Consider the following 18,719-nt stretch of genomic DNA (forward strand, 5'->3'; position numbering starts at 1 on the left):
GTTATCGCCTTTCTGCGCGAGCGCTGGCCGGGTCACGTCGGCGAACAGGGGCCAGCGGCTCAGTGGGATGTCCGGAGGTGACGCGATTCGTCAGGCTGCCGATCCCCTGCACCGTCAGCGTGACCTCGTCGCCGTCCGTCAAGGGCGGCGGATTCCGGGTCCCGTTGCGGCCCCACAACTCGGCCAGGCATCCGCCGTTGCCCACCGTTCCGGATCCGAGCACGTCACCGGGCTTCACCACACTGTCCCGCGCGGCGTAGTCCAGCATCGTCTCGAACGTCCAGCCCATGTTGCTGAGCAGGTCCCGCCCGACCTCGACGCCATTGACCTCGGCCGCACACCACAGATCGAGAAAACCATCGATCTTGTACGGATCCAGCTCATCCGCCGTCACGATCCAGGGCCCGAGGCTCGAGGCGAAGTCCTTGCCCTTGGCCGGTCCCAGGTTCACCTTCATCTCGCGTCCCTGCAGGTCCCGGGCCGAGAAGTCGTTGAAGACGGTGTACCCGAAGATCGTCCGGCCGGGTCCCGCGATGGCGGCGACCTCCAGTTCGAAGTCGCGGGCCACGGACGCGGCCGGGAACGGGATGTCGTCGCCGGGACCGTAGATCGCGTGCGGGTTGGTGAAGTAGAACGTCGGCGCGTCGTACCAGGCCTCGGGCACTCCGGCCGAGCCGTCGATGCTGCGCCGGACACCCTCGACGTGCTCCTCGAACGCCACGAAGTCGCGAACCGAGGGCGGCCGCAGTGGGGCCAGAAGCCGTACCGCGGAAATCGGGGTTCCGGTTTTGGCAACGTCCACGAGACCGTTCTCGATCACGTGAAGCACGTCGACGTCATCGACGAACGGGAAGATCGAGCCGTCCCGGATCACGCCCGACCGGACGCCGTTCTCATCCTGATAGGTGGCAATCCTCATCGTCACACCGGGGGCGCGACGAAGATGCCGCGGTCGGGGTCGTTGAACGACTGCTTGGCGACGAACTCGTTCATCGGGTTCGCCGTCCCCCACTGATCGCTCACGGTCGGGTCGGAGAAGTCGTAGAGGTGCGGGTGCCACGTGTCCTCGTCGAGTTCTTCCAGCTCAGTGGTGTACTCGATGGTGTTCCCGTGCGGGTCGAGGAAGTAGCTGAAGGTGTTGTTCCCGGCCATGTGCCGCCCGGGGCCCCACACCTTCTCGACGCCGCCGCGCAGCAGCCGGCCGGTGCCGCGCATGTACTCGTCGATGCCGCGCATCTCGAACGACGCGTGGTGCAGCGAGACGTGCGGGCCGCGGGCGATCGCCAGGCTGTGGTGCCAGCGGTTGGTGCGCAGGAACCACATCATCGAGCCCATCCGCGGGTGCATCAAGGTGTCCGAAAGTGCAAAGTTCAGGTGCTCGTCGTAGAAGGCGACGGTCGCCTCCGGGTTCGGCGAGTTGATCACCACGTGCGAGAGCTTGACCGGGACCGATTCGCCCTCCTCCAGCTTGCGGTGCCGGCGCACTTCGACGTCGCAGGAGACTTCGACGGTACGGCCGTCCAGGTCGAAGAAACGGAAGCCGTAGCCGCCGCCCGGGGTCTGCAGCGCGCCCGGCTCGCTGACCAGCTTCACGCCGGCCCGGGCGAGACGCTCCGCCAGCGCGTTCACGTCGGTCTCGTGCGCGGCGCCGAACGCGATCAGGTCCAGGCGCTTCTCCTCGGCCTTGCGCAGCCGCACCGAGTACTGCTCGGGCGAGCCGGCCGCGGCCAGGAACGCGATGCCCTCGTCGCTGGTCTCGGCGTCCAGGCCCCACATGGTCGTGTAGAACTCGAGCTGCTTGTCGTAGTCCGGCACGGCCAGGTCCACGTGCCGCAGGTGAGTGATCAGTCGTTCGTCGTTGCTCATGGCACTTCTCTCCGGATTCAGGCGGGCACGGTCCTCAGGCAGGCTCTGCGACGAGGTGGGAGATCCGGGCCATCAGGCCGGGGACGTCGCCACGCTCGCGGGCCAGCAGCCAGCGGCACAGTTGCAGGGAGGCCTCGACGACCTCCTTGGCACGCGGGAGTCGCCGCGCGGTGAACTCGCTCCACAGCTCGTCGGTCACCGCGTCGTCGCGGAGCAGCAGCTCAGCCAGGACCGACGCGTCCTCCAGGGCCTGGGCCGCGCCCTGCGCGAGGGTGGGCGGGCAGCTGTGCGCGGCGTCGCCGATCACCACGACCCGGCCCCGGTGCCACGGCCCGTCCAGCACGTGACTCTCGAACGCGGTGTAGTTGACCCGGCTCGGATCGGTCAGCGTCTCCCGGATGTCGTCCCACGGCCCGTGGTACGCCCCGGCCAGCTCGCGCATCGTCGCGAGCGCCTTTTCGGGGCTGAGGCTGAACCGGTCCTGCACCGCCTCGACCAGGTACGCGTAGATGCTGTCGGGCCCGGTCGGGCAGTACCCGGCGATGTAGGCGGGGCCGCCGTAGAAGAGGTCGGTCCGGGTGATCGATTCCGGCCGCCCGGTGAACGTGCGCCAGATACCCATGCCGACCGGCTGCGGTTCGCCGTCGATCCCGGCCGCGCGCCGCGTCCAGGAACGCAGCCCGTCGGCGCCGATGACCAGGTCGTACCGCTTGGTGGTGCCGTCGGCCAGGCGCACCGTGACCGCGTCGCCGTCCTGCTCCAGGGCCTCCGGCCGGGCGCCGAACCGGATCGTCGCGCCGGCCTCCCCGGCCCGCTTGATCAGGATCTTCGCCAGCGCCGGGCGGTACATGCCGAGCGTCGCCGGCAGGTCCGGGCCGCCGGTGCGGATGTCGGTGAGCTCGGCGATCAGCGTGCCGGCTGGGTCGGGGGCGCGCAGACCGAGCGTGTCGAACGCGTACCCCTCGGCGCGGATGTCCTCCCAGACGCCGAGCTGACGCAGCACCCGCAGGGCGTTGCCCTGCAACGTGATTCCGGAGCCGAGGGCGGAGACGTCGGGCTTGAGGTCGATGAGGTCGACCGCGACGCCACCCTCGGCGAGCAGGATCGCCGCGGCGGTGCCGGCTGCACCACCACCGACGACCAGAACGTTACGAACTGCTGGCACGGCGGTTTCCCTCCCGTTTCGTGTGACTGGGACCACTGTCTCCGGAGACCGGGGTATTACGGAAGGTCGACTTGCTGATGCGAGCAATCAGCCGGGCTTATAGTGACGGGATGGCGGTCGACCGGGTACTGGCCAACCTCGATCTCAACCTGCTGGTCACGCTCGACACGCTGCTGCGCGAGCGGAACGTGACCCGCACCTCCGAACAGCTCGGCGTCAGCCAGCCCGCGGTCAGCGGCGCGCTCGCCCGGCTGCGCCGGCACTTCGGCGACCCGCTGCTCACCCGCGTCGGCAACCGGTACGAGCTGACACCGCTCGCCGCCCGGGTCGCGCTGCTGACCGGCCCCGCCCTGGCCGGCGTGCGCCGGGTCTTCGACTCGACCGCCGACTTCGACCCGTCACAACTGGACCGTGAGTTCACGCTGGTGATCTCCGACTACGCCGCGGCGGTGCTCGGCCCGCTGCTGGCCCGGCGGCTCGGGCAACTCGCGCCGGGCGTGCGGTTGCGGCTGGAACAGACGACGCCGTACGCCGTGGATCATGTCGCCGACACGCTGCGCGCCGCCGACGGCCTCGTGATCCCGCACGGCTTCGTCACGGACCTGCCCTATCTGGACCTGTTCGAGGACCGCTGGGTGTGCATCGTGTCCGACGACCATCCGACCGTCGGGGACACGCTGAGCCTCGACGAGCTGCGGACACTCCCGTGGGCGGTGATCTTCGACCGGCCGACCGCGTTCGCGCCGGCCGCCCGCCAGCTGCGGATGCTCGGGATCGAGGCGCACGTGGAGGTGGTCGTCGACGGGTTCGTCCAGCTGCCGTTCCTGATCACCGGGACGCGGCGGATGGCGCTGATCCAGGAGAAGCTGGCCCGGATGCTGGCGCCGGTGACCGGGATCCGGATCCTGGACTGCCCGTTCGACGTGGTGCCGGTGGCCGAGGCGTTCTGGTGGAACCCGATGTACCGCAACGACCCGGCCCACGCGTGGTTCCGGGAGTTGATCCTCTCGGCCGCGGCCACGCTGCGGCATAAGGCTGAGTGATAACCGGCATCAGCGGATCGCGGCTTCCGTGACGGCCGGGACTCTGACCATATTCAGGGCCTGCCGGATGTGACCTGGGCCACCGGCGTCTCCTCCTCGGAAGGCTCTCCATGTCTGATGCCGTCACCCTGCGCCGCGCCGGTGCGGGCCAGCTCGTGCTGCTGCTCGCCGGCAGCTGCCTGTCCGTGCTCGGCGCGGTCCTGATCGCGCCGGTCCTGCCGCAGATGACCGACCACTTCGCCGGCGTCGCCGGAGCCGACGTGCTCGTTCCCGTCGTGCTGACCGTGCCCGCGCTGGTGATCGGGCTGACCGCGCCGTTCGCCGGGTTCATCGTGGACGCCGTCGACCGCAAACGGCTGCTGGTCGCCGCGATGGTCGGGTACGCCCTCTGCGGGACGGCGCCGCTCTACCTGTCGTCGCTGCCGGCGATCATCTTCAGTCGCGTCCTCGTCGGACTCTGCGAGGCGGCGATCATGACGTGTTGCACGACGTTGATCGCCGACTACTGGTCCGGTCGTCAGCGCAGCCGTTACCTGGGACTGCAGACGTTGCTGGCATCCGTGTCGGCGACGGTGTTCCTGGGACTCGGCGGCGCGATCGGCGGGTCAGGCTGGCGCGCGCCGTTCTGGCTCTACACGGTCGCCCTGGTCCTGGCCGTCCCGATGGCCCTGCTGATCTGGCAGCCCGCCCGCTCCGCCCGCGCCGCCTCCTCCGACTCGCCCGCCGGGCTCTCCGCGGCTCCGGCGGCCGGGCGTCGGGGCCTGCCGCCGCTGCCGTGGCGGGCGTTGCGGACGCCGTGCCTGGTCACGCTGGCCGGCGGTCTCGTCTTCTACGCGCTGATCGTGGAACTGTCGTTCGTGCTCGACGAGGTCGGCGTGAAGTCCACCGGCACGATCGGCGCCCTCAGCGCCCTGATGTCGCTGGCCACCGCCATCGCCGCCGGATCGTTCGCGAAGCTCTCGGCGAAGACCCCGCGCCAGTTGCTGCCGATCGCTTTCGGACTCGCGGCGGCCGGGTTCCTGATCCTCTCGGCCACCGCCGCGGTGCCGGTGATCACGCTCGGAGCGGTGATCACCGGCGCCGGCACCGGCCTGCTGCTGCCGACGCTGCTGACCTGGGCGACGAACAGCCTCGGCTTCGAGGAGCGCGGCCGGGGCACGGGGCTGTGGACCGGCGCGCTCTTCGTCGGCGAGTTCCTCTCCCCCGTCCTGATCAACGGGCTCTCCGCCGCGACCGGTAGCCTGCGACCGGCGATCGGCGTCCTCGGCGTGGCCACCGCGGTCCTGGCCGCGGCCACGCTCGCGATCGTCCCGCGCTCCGCGCTCGCCCTGAACGTCACCAGCGACTAGCTGAGCTCTTCCTGCCCGCCGGGCAGAGCCACGACGTGATCACCGAGCGGGGCCCGGACCGGGCTCCGCTCAGGCCGTTGTGGCCGGGCGGCCCCGCGCGCGGCCGGCGCCATGGCCGGCCCGCTGAGCGCGAAGATCGCGGCGGGCTGACCCCGCGCCCGCTGACCACGCAGCCGGTCTTCGCCGACGAACGGGAGGTGCTGCGGGCCACGCCGCCGGAGCTGGTCGCCCGGACCTGAAGCGGAGACCGGGTGATCCCGCCGTTGCTCGCCGCGGGACTCGACGATCCTGCGGCCCAGCCCGCGCGCCGGCCGGCCCGGGTGCCGAACCCGGCCCGGAACATCCCTGCGGCCCAGCCATGGCAGGCCGGCTGGCCGCAGGGATGTTCCGGGCTCTGGCTGCTCGGGGCTACGAGGTGTAGACGCGGCCGGCGCCGTAGGAGGTGCCGGCGCGATCGCGTTCGAGCCAGCCGGTGTCGACGAGCATGCGGCGGACGGCGGCGACGTCGTCGGCGACCAGGGCGATGCGCTTGTTCACGTCGTCCTCGGTCAGGACGCCCTCGACGGCGAGGAAACGGGCGAGCAACTCGGCGACCTGCTCGTAGCGGTCACTCATGGTCGGCGGTAGACCGGTCAGGCGGCCGTGCGAGAAGAAGCTCTTGAGCTGCGGATAGTCCTTGAGCAGTGGGGCGATGGGGAGTGTCCCGACCAGGGCCTGCGCCGCCTCGCGCAGCACCTCCGGCTTGGCCCGGTAATACCCGTCGCCGGAGCCACTGGCCAGTCCCAGCCCGGCCAGGCGGCCCAGTGCCTCACCGGCCTCCGGCTTGCTCATGTCCAGCAGGAACGACATCTCGGCGATCGAGAACCCCTCCGAGCCACGAGCCACCAGGCCGGCGAACGCACGCAGGCGGGCGGGATTCGAGAGTTGCGTGAGGAGTTCGGCGGCACGGGCGGCTTCGGCGGACATTCCGACAACCTATGTGCGTACGGGCGGACGGGGCATCCGAATTACGCGTGCATTGACTTGACTCGATCCATTCGGCAGTCTGGGCGCACAGCACTGCCGCGAGCGCGCGCGGCACCCCGGGAGCCAGGGCAGCTCCCGGCATCCCCCATCCGCGGCCGTCGCCACGGGCAACGGCCCTGCGCTCAGGAGTGCTGACTTCACATGCACAACGTCGTACGCGCAAGATTTTTGTTCTCCGCCTTGATTGCCGCCCTCGTCGCGGCACTCGTCGTGATCGCCGCACCGAGCTCCCCCGCGTCGGCGCACGGCAACGTCCTCAGTCCCGCCTCGCGCAACTACGGGTGCTTCGAGCGCTGGGGCGACAAGTTCCAGGCGCCGGAGATGGCGACCGAGGACCCGATGTGCTACCAGGCGTGGCAGGCGGATCCGCAGGCGATGTGGAACTGGAACGGCCTCTTCCGCGAGGGCGTGGCCGGCAATCACCAGGCCGCGATCCCGGACGGTCAGCTGTGCAGCGCCGGGAGGACCCAGAACGGGCGGTATGCCGCGATGGACACGATCGGTGACTGGAAGGCGACCAGCCTGGCCAACTCGTTCACGCTGAACCTGTTCGACGGCGCACGCCACGGCGCCGACTACATCCGGGTGTACGTGACCAAACCGTCCTACAACCCGGTCACGACCGCCCTGAAATGGTCCGATCTGGACCTGGTCAAAGAGGTGCCGAACACACCCGCGGCGCAGTGGACCGAGCAGCTCAGCAACGGCGTCCAGATGGACATCCCGGTGAGCGTGCCGGGGCGGACCGGGCGGGCCATGGTCTACACGATCTGGCAGGCCAGTCACCTGGACCAGTCGTACTACTTCTGCAGCGACGTGAACTTCGGCGGTGGCGGCTCCTCGCCCAGCCCGTCCACCTCGCCGTCGACCTCGCCGTCGACCTCGCCGTCGGCGTCCACCTCGCCGGCCACCGGCGCCTGCGCCGCGACCGTCGCGGTGGCGTCGCAGTGGTCCGGGGCTTACCAGGCGACCGTGACCGTCACGGCGGGCAAAGCGGCGGTCAAGGGGTGGGCCGTGACGCTCACCTACGGCGCGGCCCAGACCGTGCAGCAGTCGTGGAACGCAACGGTGCTGACCAGCGGTAACGCGATACAGGCGACGAATGCCACCTACAACGGGACGCTTTCCGCCGGAGGGTCGACGAGCTTCGGCTTCGTCGCGGCGGGCACACCGTCCACTCCTGTGATCGCGTGTTCTGCGGTCTGACCCCTCGCATCGAGCGGCAACAATTGCTACAGTCCGGTTAACTGGGAGCGCTCCCAGACCTTGACCGAACGGAGGCGCAGCTCATCCCCAGCGTGCTCGCACGCAGTGCTGTCGCACCATGGACGGGGAACGAGGCAGCCCCACCTCGTTCCCCGTCACCTTTCTCAGCTCCGCATGGCCGCGGCCGATGTGCAGCTTGATGAAGCCCACGATCGGACCCGTCGACGATCTCGGCGCGGCGCTTGCCGCGCTCGACGAGTTGCGCGCGTCCGGACATCGCGGGCCCGTCGACGTCCTGCTCACCGAGGACGGGATCCGGCAGGCCGCCCGGACCACCCACCAGCTGCAGACCGCGATCGACAACATTCCGGCGCCGATCTTCAGCAAGGACGCCGACGGGGCCTACGGCGCCTGCAACACGGCGTTCGAGGCGTACGTCGGGGTCAGCCGCGACAAGATCATCGGACGTACCGTGCACGGCATCTGGGCCGAGGAACAGGCCGACGTCTACGCCGCGGCGGACCAGGCGCTTTTCGACGCCGGCGGCAAACAGGTCTACGACGCCCAGGTGGTCTACGCCGACGGCTCCCTGCACGACGTCACCTTCTACAAGGGTGTCCTCACCGACGACCGTGGCGCGGTGACCGGGCTGTCCGGGGCGATGCTGGACATCACCGAACGGCGCGCCCTGGAACGCCGCCTGCGTGACCTGGCCGACTCCGACCCGCTCACCGGCGCGGCCAACCGGGCGCTGTTCACCCGGCGGCTCGACGAGGCCACGGCGGTACTGCTGATCGACCTCGACGACTTCAAAGGGATCAACGACAGCCTCGGGCACGAGGTCGGTGACCACTTCCTGATCGCGGTGGCCGGGATGCTGCGAGAAGCAGTGCCCGAGAGCGGTCTCGTGGCCCGGCTCGGCGGGGACGAGTTCGCCGTACTCCTCACCGACGGCGCCGACCACGAACGGACCGCCCGGCGCATCACCGCCGCACTGACCCGGTCCCTCGACGTCGCCGGTCATCCGCTCACCCCGCGCGCCAGCATCGGCGTGGCCCGGCGGCGAGCCGGCGAGACCGGCGAGGACCTGCTGCGGCACGCTGACGTCGCGCTGTACGCGGCGAAGGACGGCGGCAAGGGCCGATGCGTCCACCACCGGCCCGGCATGCGGACCCGGGTGATCGATCACCGCGCGACGCTCACCGCGCTGCGCCGGGCCCTGGAGAGCGGGCGGCTGTCACTGCACTACCAGCCGGTCGCCCGATTCGGCGACGGGATCACCACCGGGGTGGAAGCCCTCGTCCGCTGGACCGACCCGGACCGCGGCGAGGTGCCACCCGCGGAGTTCCTGCCGGTCGCGATACGCAGCGGGCTGATCGTGCCGCTGGGCGCGTGGGTCCTCGCGACCGCCTGCCGGGACGGCGGGCAGGCGCCGGTCACCTACGTCAACGTGTCCCCGCACGAACTGCGGGAACCCGGGTTCGCCGACCGGGTGGCGGCCGCGCTGGCCACGTCCGGGCTGCCGCCGGAGCGGCTGATCATCGAGGTGATCGAGGCGGCGATGGACGACAGCAGCGCGCTCGCCGGGCTGCACCGGGTCCGGGACCTCGGCGCGCGGATCGCGCTCGACGACTTCGGCGCCGGGCGGGCGTCGCTGGCGCTGCTGGCCGAGGTGCCGGTCGCGGCGGTCAAGGTGCACCCGGCGTTCGCCGCGCGGGTGACCGACGACGGACGGCACACCGCGGTGGCCCGGGCGATCGCGCGGCTCGCGGCTGACCTGGGGATCGACGCCATCGCCAAAGGGGTCGAGACGGCGGCGCAGGCGCGGCGGCTGGAAGAGATCGGATACCGGCAGGGGCAGGGCTTCCACCTCGGCCTCCCGGCAGCCGCTTCCCGTTGTGATACGACCGACCGGGCGGCGTGAGGTTACCGGCTCCTCTCGGCCGGCCCAGTTTTCCGGCGGGCCACGTCGACCGGCCCGGCCGTCCGGGTTAGGCTGCCCTAACTGAGAACGGGGTGGACATGGCGCAGCCGGAATCGCTGGCAGAACTGCTCAACGGGCGGCGCGCCGCCATCGACGCGTCGTGGCCGGCCGTCGGCTTCCTGATCGGCTGGCTCACGTTCCACTCCATCTGGGCCGGAACGGCCGGTGCGCTGATCTGCGCCCTCGGCGTCGTCGTGTGGCGCCTGCGCCGCGGCGACAAACCCCGCGCCGTCCTGTTCGGCCTGCTCGGCGTCTGCGTTGCCGCGCTGATCGCGTTGCGTACCGGCAAAGCGGAGAACTTCTTCCTGCTCCAGCTGCTCAGCAACGGCGCGAGCGTCCTGGTGTGGGCGATCAGCATCGTGATCCGCTGGCCGTTGCTCGGCGTCGTGGTCGGCGCCGTCCTCGGCCAGAAGACCCGCTGGCGCCGCGACCCGGAGCTGCTCCGGGCCTACTCGCGCGCCAGCTGGGTCTGGGTTCTGCAGTACGTGATCCGCGTGGCGGTGTTCCTGCCGCTGTACGCGGCCGGGCAGACCGGAGCGCTGGCCGTCGCGCGGATCGCGCTGAGCTGGCCGCTGGTCGCCGGATGCCTGGCGGTCAGCTGGTGGGTCATCCAGCGCACCCTCCCCGCCGGCCACCCGGGCCTGCGCCAACCCGTGATCGCCGAACCGCAGCTCTCCGGCCCCACCGCCACCGCCGCCGACCAGCCCGCCTGACCCGCCGGGACGCACGCGACGCCCGCGTGTGGTCACCGTGGCTGCCGCGCCCGCTCTCCCGGCTGGTTCCGGTGGGCGTCACGAGGCACGAACAAGCCCATGAGAACCAGCCGGGACCGGCTCGCAACGGCGGCCGGGTGCACCGCGCTGTGCCGCCCGCCCGCCGCAGTTCTGGGGATCAGAGGTCGTCGAGGACCTGCTGGGCTATGCGGAACGCGGTGTTGGCCGCGGGCACTCCGCAGTAGATCGCCGTCTGGAGCAGGACTTCCTTGATCTCGTCGACGGTCAGGCCGTTGGTGCGGGCCGCCCGTACGTGCATCGCCAGCTCCTCGTGGTGACCGAGCGCGACCAGCGCCGTCAGCGTCACCATCGACCGGCTGCGACGGTCGAGACCGGGCCGGGTCCAGATGTCGCCCCACGCGTACCGGGTGATCAGATCCTGGAAGTCGCGGGTGAACGAGGTGGTGGCGGCGGTGGCGCGGTCGACGTGCGCGGGGCCGAGCACCTCACGGCGGACGGCGATTCCGGCGGCGCGGGACTCGTCGAAGTACTGGTCGAGGAGGAACGCGACGACCTGCGGGGACTCGGCCGGGGCCAGGTGGGCCACGTTGTCGAGGACCACGAGACGGCCGTGCCGCACGCTTCCCGCGATCAGTTCCAGACCGGCGGTGGGGGTAGGTTTGTCCTGGCCACCGGCCACGGCGAGCACCGGCGCGGTGATTTCCGGCAATCTGTCGCGTACGTCGAATGCGGCCAGCGCCTCGCAGCAGCGCGCGTAGCTTTCGTCGTCGGTGGCCCGCAGCGCGTCGAGCAGAGGTTCCCGGTCGGCCGCGGGGAAGTCGGCGTTGAACCAGCGTTCGATCGAACCGGCCACGACCGCGTCGGTGCCCTTGGCGCGGACCAGCGCGGCGCGTTCGCCCCAGGCCGCCGCCTCACCGATCTTGGCGCCGGTGCAGAGCAGCGCCGCGGCGGTGATCCGCTCCGGGGCGTCCAGCAGCACCTGCAGGCCGATCGCGCCGCCGATCGAATCGCCCGCGTAAAGGAAGCGCTCGCCGGGCCGCAGCCGGTCGGCGAGCGCGACGACCTCCCGGGCCAGGTCGTCGATCGTGAACGGGCCGTTCGCCGGGGAACTGCGCCCGTGCCCGGGCAGGTCGAAGCCGACCACGTGGTAGCGGCCGTAGAGCCGGGACGCGCACCGCGCCCACAGGCTCTCCGCCGAGGTGCCGACGGACGATCCGAGCAGCAGCAACGGGCGGTCGGGGGCGTCGGTGAACACGGTCGCGGTCAGCACAGCGTTCCTTCCCATCACAAACACATTCCCTTTTTCCGGTACGACCTCAGCGCGGTCCCGCCGCGGCCCGTGCCAGCACCGCGTCGATGATCTCGTCGGTCGCGCCGAGGTAGGGGTGGTCCGGGGTCACGCCGGGCGTGATCGACTGCTGTTCGGCGTCGATGCCGGGCCGGGCGTCGTGCAGGGTCGCCAGCATCTTGCCGGTGTCCACGCGCAGCCCGGCGAGCAGCTCGGCGGTCTGCGCGCCGGCGACGACCGTACGGCGGGAAAGGGTTCTCAAGGTGGCCCACTCGACGTGCCAGCCGCCGTCGGGCCGCTCGTCGACCGCGGCGGACGCGCCCACGTGGACCAGGGCGGCGAACGGCGGACCGGCCAGTGCGGCGCGCTTGATCAGGACCGCGTGGACCGGGTTCTGCTTGTTCGGCATCGCGGACGAGCCGCCCTTGCCCTCGGCCGCGCCCTCGATCAGCTCGTGCACCTCCGGCCGGGAGCCGACCAGCACGTCGTTGGCGATCCTCCCCCACGCGTCGGTGCAGGTCACGAACGCGTCGGCAATCCTGGTCACCGGCGCGCGGCTGGTGTGCCACGGCTCCCGCGACGGCAGTCCCAGTCGCTCGGCGGTGGTCGTGACCAGTTCGCGGGCCCGGCCCGGGTCACCGGTGAGCGCGGTCGGAGCGGCGAGGCTCCCGGCCGCTCCCCCGACCTGGATCGGGAACGTCACGGCGGCGAGCTGGTCACGGGCGTCGAGGACACCGGTGAGCCAGCCGGCCGCCTTCAACCCGAACGTGATCGGGATGGCGTGCTGGGTGAGCGTGCGCCCGGCCATCCGGGTCTCGCGGTGCTCACCGGCGAGCCGGGAGAGCGAGCCGATCTGCGAGCGCAGGTCGGCCCGGACCCGGTCGCGGGCGTCGCGCAGGCACAGGACGATCGCCGTGTCGACGACATCCTGGCTGGTCAGACCCTTGTGCAGCCAGCCCGCAGCGGCCGTGTTGCGGCCCCGGAGCCGGGCCCGGAGCAGCTTGAGCAGCGGGATCAGCGGGTTGCCGCCGGACTCGGCGCCGACCGCCAGCCGGGGCAGGTCCTCCGGCGTGACCAGGGCGGCGAGGTCGGCCTCGCTGGGCACGGTGAGGTCGGCGATCCGGTGGCCGGCGAGCGCGGTCAGCCAGGCGTGCTCGACGCGGACCATGGCCGCCACCACGGCCGCGTCGGTGAACAGGTCCCCGGCGCGGTGATCGCCGGGCCATAGCAGATCGCTCACCGGATTCCCGGTTTCCCACAGTGGCGGTTCGTCCACAGGGCAGCCACGGGATCTCGGGAAAGTTCGCCATACTGATCAGCGGAGCTTCCCCCAGGGTGGGTGGGGTGAGAAGTAGCGGCAGCGATCATGCCCAGGCGTCCTGCAGGCGGGGGTAGGTGAGGAACACCGTCTCGTTCGCGCCCTGCAGGTGGATGTCGAAGACCAGGCCCTGGTCACTGCGTTCGGTGATCAGCGTGTCGCGGCGTTCCGGGTCGAGCGCGGCCAGCAGCGGGTCGGCGGCGAGGGCCTCGGCCGCGTCGGGCAGGTAGGCGCGGGTGAAGAGCCGGTCGAGCAGGCCGCGGGCGAAAACGGTCACGGCGAAGAACGCGGGACGGTCCGGGGTGGTGCGGCCGGGTTCGACGGTGGCGAACGAGTAGAAGCCGTCCGGGTCGGTCGCGGCGCGGCCCCAGCCGGTGAACGTCCAGCCGTCGCGGCGCAGCGAACCGGGCTGGTGGACGATGTGGCCGTGCGCGTCGGCCTGCCAGATCTCGATCACCGCGTCGGGGACCGGGGCGCCGGCGCCGTCGGTGACGCGGCCGTGCAGGCGGATCGCGCGCGGGTTGCCCGGCGGGACCAACTCGTTCATCTGCGGGTATTCGAGACCCAGGTGGAAGAAGGGGCCAACCGTCTGGCCGGGAACCGCGCTCATGCCGCCACCTCCGCTTCGCTCCGGCGTCGCCATGAGTCAGAAACTGAGCCCGATGATTCGCTCGCAAGCTCGCTCATGCCTGGTCCTCCGTGTCGAGCGGAGTGCGGTGGGTGCCGGTGAGCACGATGTCCCAACGGTATCCGGTGTTCCACTCCGGGGTGGTGAGGTCGTGGTCGTACTGGGCGATCAGCAGGTCCCGGGACTTCGGGTCGGTGATCGACTGGTAGATCGGGTCGTACTTGAAGAGCGGGTCGCCCGGGAAGTACATCTGGGTCACCAGACGCTGGGTGAAATCGGACCCGAAGATCGAGAAGTGGATGTGCGCGGGGCGCCACGCGTTGAGGTGGTTGCGCCACGGGTACGGCCCCGGCTTGATCGTCTGGAAACGGTACGTCCCGTCCGCGCCGGTGAGCACGCGCCCGACGCCGGTGAAGTTCGGGTCGTGCGGTGCGGGGTGCTGGTCACGCTGGTGGCGGTACCTCCCGGCCGCGTTGGCCTGCCACACCTCGACCAGTTGGTTCGCGACCGGCCGCCCGTCGCCGTCGAGCACCCGGCCGGTGACGACGATCCGCTCGCCGAGCGGGGTGCCGGCGTGCTGGATGGTCAGGTCGGCCTCGTCGTCGGCGACGTCCCGGTGCCCGAACGCCGGAGCCCACAGCTCGACCGACTCCGGGTCGATGAGGTGGAAGGGCTGCTTGGGGTGCCGCAGGATGCTGCTGCGGTACGGCGCATAGTCGATCTTGGGCTGCGGGCCGCCCGGCTGCTGCGCCGCCGCCTCGATCTCCTGGTTGATCTCAGCCTGGGTGTTCATCTCTGCGACGCTAGGCGGTCAAGGTCGCCGCAGGCGATAGTCTTCTTCCGTTGAACGGAAAGGTGTCCGATGGCGAAGAGCGTGACCACGCGGGCGCTCGACCTCCTGGGAGTGTTCGACACCGAACACCGCAGCCTGACGCTCAGCGAACTGGCCCGGCGCTCCGGCACCCCGCTCGGCACCGCCCACCGGCTCGTCGGCGAGCTGGCCCGGTGGGGCGCGCTGGCCCGCGAGCCGGACGGCGGGTATGTGATCGGCCGGCGGATCTGGCAGTTGGGGCTGCTCGCGCCGGTGCAGAGTGAACTGCGGACCGCGGCCAGCCCGTTCCTGCACGACCTCTACGGGGCGACGCTCGCGACCGTGCACCTGGCCGTCCGCGACGGACTCGAGGTGCTCTACATCGATCGGCTCGCCGGGCACGTCTCGGTGCCGGTGGTCAGCAAGATCGGGTCACGGTTGCCGCTGCACGCGACCGGGGTGGGCAAGGTTCTGCTGGCGTATGCGCCGGACGACGTACGCGCGAATGCCCTTCAGCATCTGACGCGGGTGACCGCCTACACCGTGACGCAACCCGCTCGACTGCTGGAACAGTTGCGCCGGGTCCGGGCCGAGGGGTATGCGACCACCGGCGAGGAGATGAGCCTCGGCGCGTGCTCGGTCGCGGTGCCGGTGCGCAACGGCGACGCGGTGGTGGCCGCGCTCGGCATGGTCGTGCCCGATCTGCGGCGTCAGCTGCCGCGCATGGTGTCGGCGTTACAGGTCGCGGCGCAGGGCATCGGGCGTACGCTGGCTTCCGTCCAGTGGAAATAGCCCCTTGCCGCGGGGCCGCCCGGCGCTGAAGGTGGGGTCATGCGTACCCAGGTCGCCATCATCGGCGCAGGCCCGGCCGGTCTGCTTCTGTCCCATCTGCTCGCCCAGGGCGGCGTCGAGTCCGTGGTCCTGGAGACCCGCTCGGAGGAATACGTCGCGGCGCGGATCCGGGCCGGCATCCTCGAGCACTCCAGCGTCGAGCTGCTGGAGGCGGCCGGGCTCGGTGCCCGGTTGCGCGCCGAAGGGGACGAGCACCGCGGGATCTACCTGCAGTGGCCGGGCGAGCGGCACCACTTGGACTTCGTGAACCTGACCGGTCGCAGTGTCTGGGTCTACGGGCAGACCGAGGTGCAGAAGGACCTGATCGCGGCGCGTCGAGCCGCGGGCCAGGAGATCCATTACGAGGTCAGCGATGTCGGCCTGCATGACATCGAAGGCTCTCCTTACGTGACCTACACCGACAAGAACGGGCAGAGTGCGCGCATCGACGCGCTCGCCGTCGCCGGCTGCGACGGATCGTTCGGCGTCTCGCGCAAAGCTGTCCCGGCGGCGAAGACGTTCGAGCGCGTCTACCCCTACTCCTGGTTCGGCATCCTCGCCGACGTCGCCCCGTCGACCGACGAGCTGATCTACGCCTGGCACCCCGACGGCTTCGCCCTGCACTCGATGCGCTCGGCCACGGTCAGCCGCCTCTACCTGCAGGTCCCGAACGGCACCGACCCGCAGACGTGGTCCGACGACCAGATCTGGGACGCGCTCGCCACCCGCCTCGGGCACGGGCAGAACGGGTGGAAGCTCAACCCCGGCCCGATCACCGACAAGAGCGTGCTGCCGATGCGCAGCTACGTGCAGACCCCGATGCGGCACGGCAACCTGTTCCTCGCCGGGGACGCCGCGCACATCGTGCCGCCGACCGGCGCGAAAGGACTGAACCTGGCCATCGCCGACGTGGCACTGCTCAGCAAGGCGCTCGTCGCGCGCATCGCCGAGAAGGACGACCGGCCGGCCGACGCGTACTCGGAAACCGCGCAGCGGCGCGTCTGGCGGTGCACCCACTTCTCCTGGTGGATGACGACGATGCTGCACACCTCCGGCGACCCGTTCGACGCCGAGCTGCAACTCTCCCAGCTGCGGTGGGTGGCGTCGAGCGAGGCGGGCGCGACCGGGCTGGCCGAGAACTACGCCGGCCTGCCGATCTTCATCTGAAGCAGCCTCTCGATCGCCTCACCCATCGGCGCCGGGACCCGGAACCGGGCGGCCAGCCAGTCGAGGATGACCCGGGCCGCCGCCGCGTTGCCACGGTAGCCCGGGACCATCTCCGCCAGCGGGAGCTCGTGCGGTGGATAGGTCCGCTCGACACGACGGGAATCATCGAAGACATCACGGTACGGCGGTTCGCCCGCACTCAACCGCAACAACGCGATCACGCGGTCGACGGCGTGACCCTGAATGAGACGGGCCGCGCTCAGGTGCTCGCCGCGCAGGTCACGGTGCAGTCCGACGTACAGGTGGGCGAGCGCCTCGTTGAGGTGGAACTCGACCGTGTCGAACGGCGGCCGCGGCACCAGGGCGTCGGACTCGGTCAGGCCGGGCGGGGCGTCGGCGCGGCGCCACACCGCCCGGGCCCCGCGGAACGGGACTCCGCGCAGCTCTCCGACGGTGAAGACGCCGTACTCGACGAAGATCCCGTCGGCGAAGAGCGCCTTCCGGCCGCGGCGCTCGTGGGCGAAACTCCAGACCAGCGGGCAGGTGGCGGCCAGCCAGTCGGTCTCGGTGGCGTACCGGGTGGTCGCGCCCTCGGCCACGACCAGAAAGAAGTCGAGGTCGGAGTGGTCGTCGAGGCGGCCCCGCTGGGCACCGGCCGACCCCAGCCCGAGTAGTGCGATCGTGTCGTCGCGGGCGGCCACCTGGGCGGCGATCTCGTCGAGTCGCTGCAGCATCGGATGCATCCGGACTCCCTCCGGGTAGATATCGGTGGATCCCTAAGGAGCATCACGGATCCGGGCCGTCCGCCCAAGCCCTAACGTCCGGAGTGCACGCCGCCGCGTGCGCACGAACGGGGGAACATCGATGGACCGGCTCGGCGACTGGCTCGGCGGGCTCCCGCCGGTGTTGGTGTTCGTAGTGGTCGCGGCCCTGGTCACGGCCGAGGCCGCGATCGTCGCGGGAATGGTCCTGCCGTCGGCGACCGCGCTGATCGCGATGGGGTTGCTGGCGAATGCCGGGGTGGTTCCGGTGCTGCCGGCGTTCCTGGTCGCGGTCGGTGCGGCGCTGCTCGGCGGGACCGTCGCGTACCGGCGGGCCTCCTCGGCGCCACCGGGGCGGCACCTGGCCCGGGCCGAGAAACTCTTCGCACGGTACGGCGGGCGGGCGATCTTCATCGGACAGTGGATCGTCGGTGCGCGGACGCTGATGCCACGGCTGGCTGCGCGTCACGGCGTACCCTACAGGCGGTTCGTTCTCTGGCATGCGCCGGCGGCAACGCTCTGGGCTCTCTGGATGGTCGGCACCAGCTATCTGGCCGGGGCCGGATACGACGTGCTCGCGGCCCGCGCCGGTCGAGCAGCGGGGGCGCTGGCTGCCCTCACACTGATCGTTGTCGGTCTGGTGCTCGTGGGCCGGTTTCTAGGTCAACACCCTTTTCCCGTACGGACCCCGAGCCGCACGCCCGTCCGGCTGCTCGACCGGGGCCGGCCCCCGATCGCGGCGGCCGCCCTCAGCCTCGGGCTGCTGACCCTGCTGGCCGTGCTGATCGTCGAGGTCATCCCACCCGTGGTCCGGTTCAGTGGGCTCGCCGCGGCCGACCCGTCGATCGCGGAATGGGCGCGTGGGCAGTGGACCTCCGACGGGTACCTGTTCGCGTTGCGGACCGCGACGACCGTGCTGCCCGACGTGCTGATCACGTTCGCCGTGCCGGTCGCCGTGCTGCGCTGGTGGTGGTCCCGCCGCCCCCGCGGGGCCGCTGGTCCCGGCGCTTCCCGGCCGGGGCTTTTCCCGGGTGGGCTGTTCGAGGCGCTGGGGCCGGTGCTGCCCGCGCTCGTGTTCGCTGGGGCGTTGTCGCTGGTGTCCACGCCCGGATGGCGGGCCGCCGACCGGATCGTCCTCCCCGGGCCGGCCGACTTCGACGGGCCCCTGCCGATGGACGCGGCCGCCTCCGCGCTGGCCGGGATGTCGGCCGGGGCCACCGCCCAGGTCGCGGCGGCCGCCGGGCTGCTCGCGTGGCTGCTCACGCACGGGCTGCGGTGGAAGTGGCGGGTCGCGGTCTGGACCGGGGCGGGGGTGCTGGTGGCTACGTGCGCCGGCTCGTGGGTGTACCTCGGGTGGAGCCGGACCAGTGAGACGGTGGCGGCGATAGCGCTCGGGGTGGCGTGGGCGGCGCTGAACGCGGCGATCTGGGCTGCGCGGTCCCGGCGGCCACTGCCACCTCCGCCGCCCGGTGCGCCGGCCCGCGAACTGGCCGGTGCTGCCGCCTGACCCGGGGGCGCTCGCTCGCGTCGGGCCGCGGGGCG

At 71.3% G+C, this 18,719-nt stretch carries 18 protein-coding genes and 1 pseudogene; 9 read left to right on the forward strand and 10 right to left on the reverse strand.

The genetic code is table 11. The annotated features are described in order from the left end of the window. Position 1: 1 nt before the first annotated feature. From ACH442_RS31750 to ACH442_RS31760, 3 genes are read right to left on the reverse strand one after another with little or no spacing between them, the layout of a single operon-like run. A complete protein-coding gene (locus tag ACH442_RS31750) occupies positions 2 to 919 on the reverse strand; it encodes a fumarylacetoacetate hydrolase family protein (RefSeq protein ID WP_396341814.1) in 918 nt (305 codons plus the stop codon). 2 nt (positions 920 to 921) lie between these two features. Further along, positions 922 to 1,866, reverse strand: a complete 945-nt coding sequence (locus ACH442_RS31755; protein ID WP_396341815.1) for a VOC family protein — start codon at positions 1,864 to 1,866, stop codon at positions 922 to 924. A 34-nt stretch (positions 1,867 to 1,900) separates the two neighbouring features. Continuing rightward, positions 1,901 to 3,031, reverse strand: coding sequence for an FAD-dependent monooxygenase (locus ACH442_RS31760; RefSeq protein ID WP_396341816.1), 1,131 nt, complete (start codon positions 3,029 to 3,031; stop codon positions 1,901 to 1,903). Between the two features lie 110 nt (positions 3,032 to 3,141). Between ACH442_RS31760 and ACH442_RS31765 the strand changes: the two genes are divergently transcribed. The 3 genes from ACH442_RS31765 (at position 3,142) to ACH442_RS31775 (ending at position 5,662) form a co-directional block, all read left to right on the forward strand. Continuing rightward, the gene (locus ACH442_RS31765; protein WP_396341817.1) at positions 3,142 to 4,074 is read left to right on the forward strand and encodes a LysR family transcriptional regulator; all 933 of its coding nucleotides are present in this window, start codon (positions 3,142 to 3,144) and stop codon (positions 4,072 to 4,074) included. A gap of 110 nt (positions 4,075 to 4,184) precedes the next feature. After that, a complete protein-coding gene (locus ACH442_RS31770; RefSeq protein WP_396341818.1) occupies positions 4,185 to 5,423 on the forward strand; it encodes an MFS transporter in 1,239 nt (412 codons plus the stop codon). Between the two features lie 35 nt (positions 5,424 to 5,458). After that, positions 5,459 to 5,662 carry a hypothetical protein gene (locus tag ACH442_RS31775; protein WP_396341819.1) on the forward strand — a complete coding sequence of 68 codons (204 nt, stop codon included), beginning with the start codon at positions 5,459 to 5,461 and terminating at the stop codon, positions 5,660 to 5,662. A gap of 169 nt (positions 5,663 to 5,831) precedes the next feature. Here ACH442_RS31775 and ACH442_RS31780 read toward each other — a convergent pair whose 3' ends face one another. After that, a complete protein-coding gene (locus tag ACH442_RS31780) occupies positions 5,832 to 6,389 on the reverse strand; it encodes a DUF2087 domain-containing protein (protein ID WP_396341820.1) in 558 nt (185 codons plus the stop codon). A 201-nt stretch (positions 6,390 to 6,590) separates the two neighbouring features. On the opposite strand from ACH442_RS31780, the gene ACH442_RS31785 reads away from it, so the two are divergent. The 3 genes from ACH442_RS31785 (at position 6,591) to ACH442_RS31795 (ending at position 10,352) form a co-directional block, all read left to right on the forward strand. Further along, positions 6,591 to 7,655 carry a lytic polysaccharide monooxygenase gene (locus ACH442_RS31785; protein ID WP_396341821.1) on the forward strand — a complete coding sequence of 355 codons (1,065 nt, stop codon included), beginning with the start codon at positions 6,591 to 6,593 and terminating at the stop codon, positions 7,653 to 7,655. A 199-nt stretch (positions 7,656 to 7,854) separates the two neighbouring features. After that, entirely contained in the window at positions 7,855 to 9,579 is a 1,725-nt protein-coding gene (locus tag ACH442_RS31790) for a putative bifunctional diguanylate cyclase/phosphodiesterase (protein ID WP_396341822.1), read from the forward strand. A gap of 98 nt (positions 9,580 to 9,677) precedes the next feature. Beyond that, complete coding sequence (locus ACH442_RS31795) at positions 9,678 to 10,352, forward strand: DUF3159 domain-containing protein (RefSeq protein ID WP_396341823.1); 675 nt, start codon at positions 9,678 to 9,680, stop codon at positions 10,350 to 10,352. Between the two features lie 178 nt (positions 10,353 to 10,530). Here the strand turns inward: ACH442_RS31795 and pcaC are convergent, their stop codons facing one another. From pcaC to pcaH, 5 genes and pseudogenes are all read right to left on the reverse strand, one after another. Continuing rightward, positions 10,531 to 10,875 carry a 4-carboxymuconolactone decarboxylase gene (gene pcaC, locus ACH442_RS31800; protein ID WP_396341974.1) on the reverse strand — a complete coding sequence of 115 codons (345 nt, stop codon included), beginning with the start codon at positions 10,873 to 10,875 and terminating at the stop codon, positions 10,531 to 10,533. Positions 10,876 to 10,929: 54 nt separating this feature from the next. Further along, positions 10,930 to 11,658, reverse strand: a pseudogene (locus ACH442_RS31805) (alpha/beta fold hydrolase); the annotation flags it as partial. Between the two features lie 31 nt (positions 11,659 to 11,689). Further along, the gene (locus ACH442_RS31810; RefSeq protein WP_396341824.1) at positions 11,690 to 12,901 is read right to left on the reverse strand and encodes a lyase family protein; all 1,212 of its coding nucleotides are present in this window, start codon (positions 12,899 to 12,901) and stop codon (positions 11,690 to 11,692) included. A 124-nt stretch (positions 12,902 to 13,025) separates the two neighbouring features. Next, entirely contained in the window at positions 13,026 to 13,589 is a 564-nt protein-coding gene (gene pcaG / locus ACH442_RS31815; RefSeq protein ID WP_396341825.1) for a protocatechuate 3,4-dioxygenase subunit alpha, read from the reverse strand. Between the two features lie 73 nt (positions 13,590 to 13,662). Next, positions 13,663 to 14,400 carry a protocatechuate 3,4-dioxygenase subunit beta gene (pcaH, locus tag ACH442_RS31820; protein ID WP_396341826.1) on the reverse strand — a complete coding sequence of 246 codons (738 nt, stop codon included), beginning with the start codon at positions 14,398 to 14,400 and terminating at the stop codon, positions 13,663 to 13,665. 69 nt (positions 14,401 to 14,469) lie between these two features. Between pcaH and ACH442_RS31825 the strand changes: the two genes are divergently transcribed. Continuing rightward, complete coding sequence (locus ACH442_RS31825; RefSeq protein WP_396341827.1) at positions 14,470 to 15,210, forward strand: IclR family transcriptional regulator; 741 nt, start codon at positions 14,470 to 14,472, stop codon at positions 15,208 to 15,210. A gap of 39 nt (positions 15,211 to 15,249) precedes the next feature. Next, entirely contained in the window at positions 15,250 to 16,416 is a 1,167-nt protein-coding gene (locus tag ACH442_RS31830; protein WP_396341828.1) for a 4-hydroxybenzoate 3-monooxygenase, read from the forward strand. Here ACH442_RS31830 and ACH442_RS31835 read toward each other — a convergent pair. Then, complete coding sequence (locus tag ACH442_RS31835; protein WP_396341829.1) at positions 16,389 to 17,159, reverse strand: hypothetical protein; 771 nt, start codon at positions 17,157 to 17,159, stop codon at positions 16,389 to 16,391. The genes ACH442_RS31830 and ACH442_RS31835 overlap by 28 nt on opposite strands. A gap of 121 nt (positions 17,160 to 17,280) precedes the next feature. On the opposite strand from ACH442_RS31835, the gene ACH442_RS31840 reads away from it, so the two are divergent. After that, entirely contained in the window at positions 17,281 to 18,684 is a 1,404-nt protein-coding gene (locus ACH442_RS31840; RefSeq protein WP_396341830.1) for a DedA family protein, read from the forward strand. Positions 18,685 to 18,719 lie beyond the last annotated feature (35 nt).

This window comes from Actinoplanes sp. NPDC020271 (assembly GCF_044388125.1).
Classification (GTDB): domain Bacteria; phylum Actinomycetota; class Actinomycetes; order Mycobacteriales; family Micromonosporaceae; genus Actinoplanes.

Bases quoted from the DNA above. Each gene is read 5' to 3' on its own strand.
- ACH442_RS31750 (WP_396341814.1), bottom strand. From the start codon at position 919: ATGAGGATTGCCACCTATCAGGATGAGAACGGCGTCCGGTCGGGCGTG.
- ACH442_RS31755 (WP_396341815.1), bottom strand. From the start codon at position 1,866: ATGAGCAACGACGAACGACTGATCACTCACCTGCGGCACGTGGACCTG.
- ACH442_RS31765 (WP_396341817.1), top strand. From the start codon at position 3,142: ATGGCGGTCGACCGGGTACTGGCCAACCTCGATCTCAACCTGCTGGTC.
- ACH442_RS31770 (WP_396341818.1), top strand. From the start codon at position 4,185: ATGTCTGATGCCGTCACCCTGCGCCGCGCCGGTGCGGGCCAGCTCGTG.
- ACH442_RS31780 (WP_396341820.1), bottom strand. From the start codon at position 6,389: ATGTCCGCCGAAGCCGCCCGTGCCGCCGAACTCCTCACGCAACTCTCG.
- ACH442_RS31785 (WP_396341821.1), top strand. From the start codon at position 6,591: ATGCACAACGTCGTACGCGCAAGATTTTTGTTCTCCGCCTTGATTGCC.
- ACH442_RS31790 (WP_396341822.1), top strand. From the start codon at position 7,855: ATGAAGCCCACGATCGGACCCGTCGACGATCTCGGCGCGGCGCTTGCC.
- ACH442_RS31795 (WP_396341823.1), top strand. From the start codon at position 9,678: ATGGCGCAGCCGGAATCGCTGGCAGAACTGCTCAACGGGCGGCGCGCC.
- pcaG (WP_396341825.1), bottom strand. From the start codon at position 13,589: ATGAGCGCGGTTCCCGGCCAGACGGTTGGCCCCTTCTTCCACCTGGGT.
- pcaH (WP_396341826.1), bottom strand. From the start codon at position 14,400: ATGAACACCCAGGCTGAGATCAACCAGGAGATCGAGGCGGCGGCGCAG.
- ACH442_RS31825 (WP_396341827.1), top strand. From the start codon at position 14,470: ATGGCGAAGAGCGTGACCACGCGGGCGCTCGACCTCCTGGGAGTGTTC.
- ACH442_RS31830 (WP_396341828.1), top strand. From the start codon at position 15,250: ATGCGTACCCAGGTCGCCATCATCGGCGCAGGCCCGGCCGGTCTGCTT.
- ACH442_RS31835 (WP_396341829.1), bottom strand. From the start codon at position 17,159: ATGCATCCGATGCTGCAGCGACTCGACGAGATCGCCGCCCAGGTGGCC.
- ACH442_RS31840 (WP_396341830.1), top strand. From the start codon at position 17,281: ATGGACCGGCTCGGCGACTGGCTCGGCGGGCTCCCGCCGGTGTTGGTG.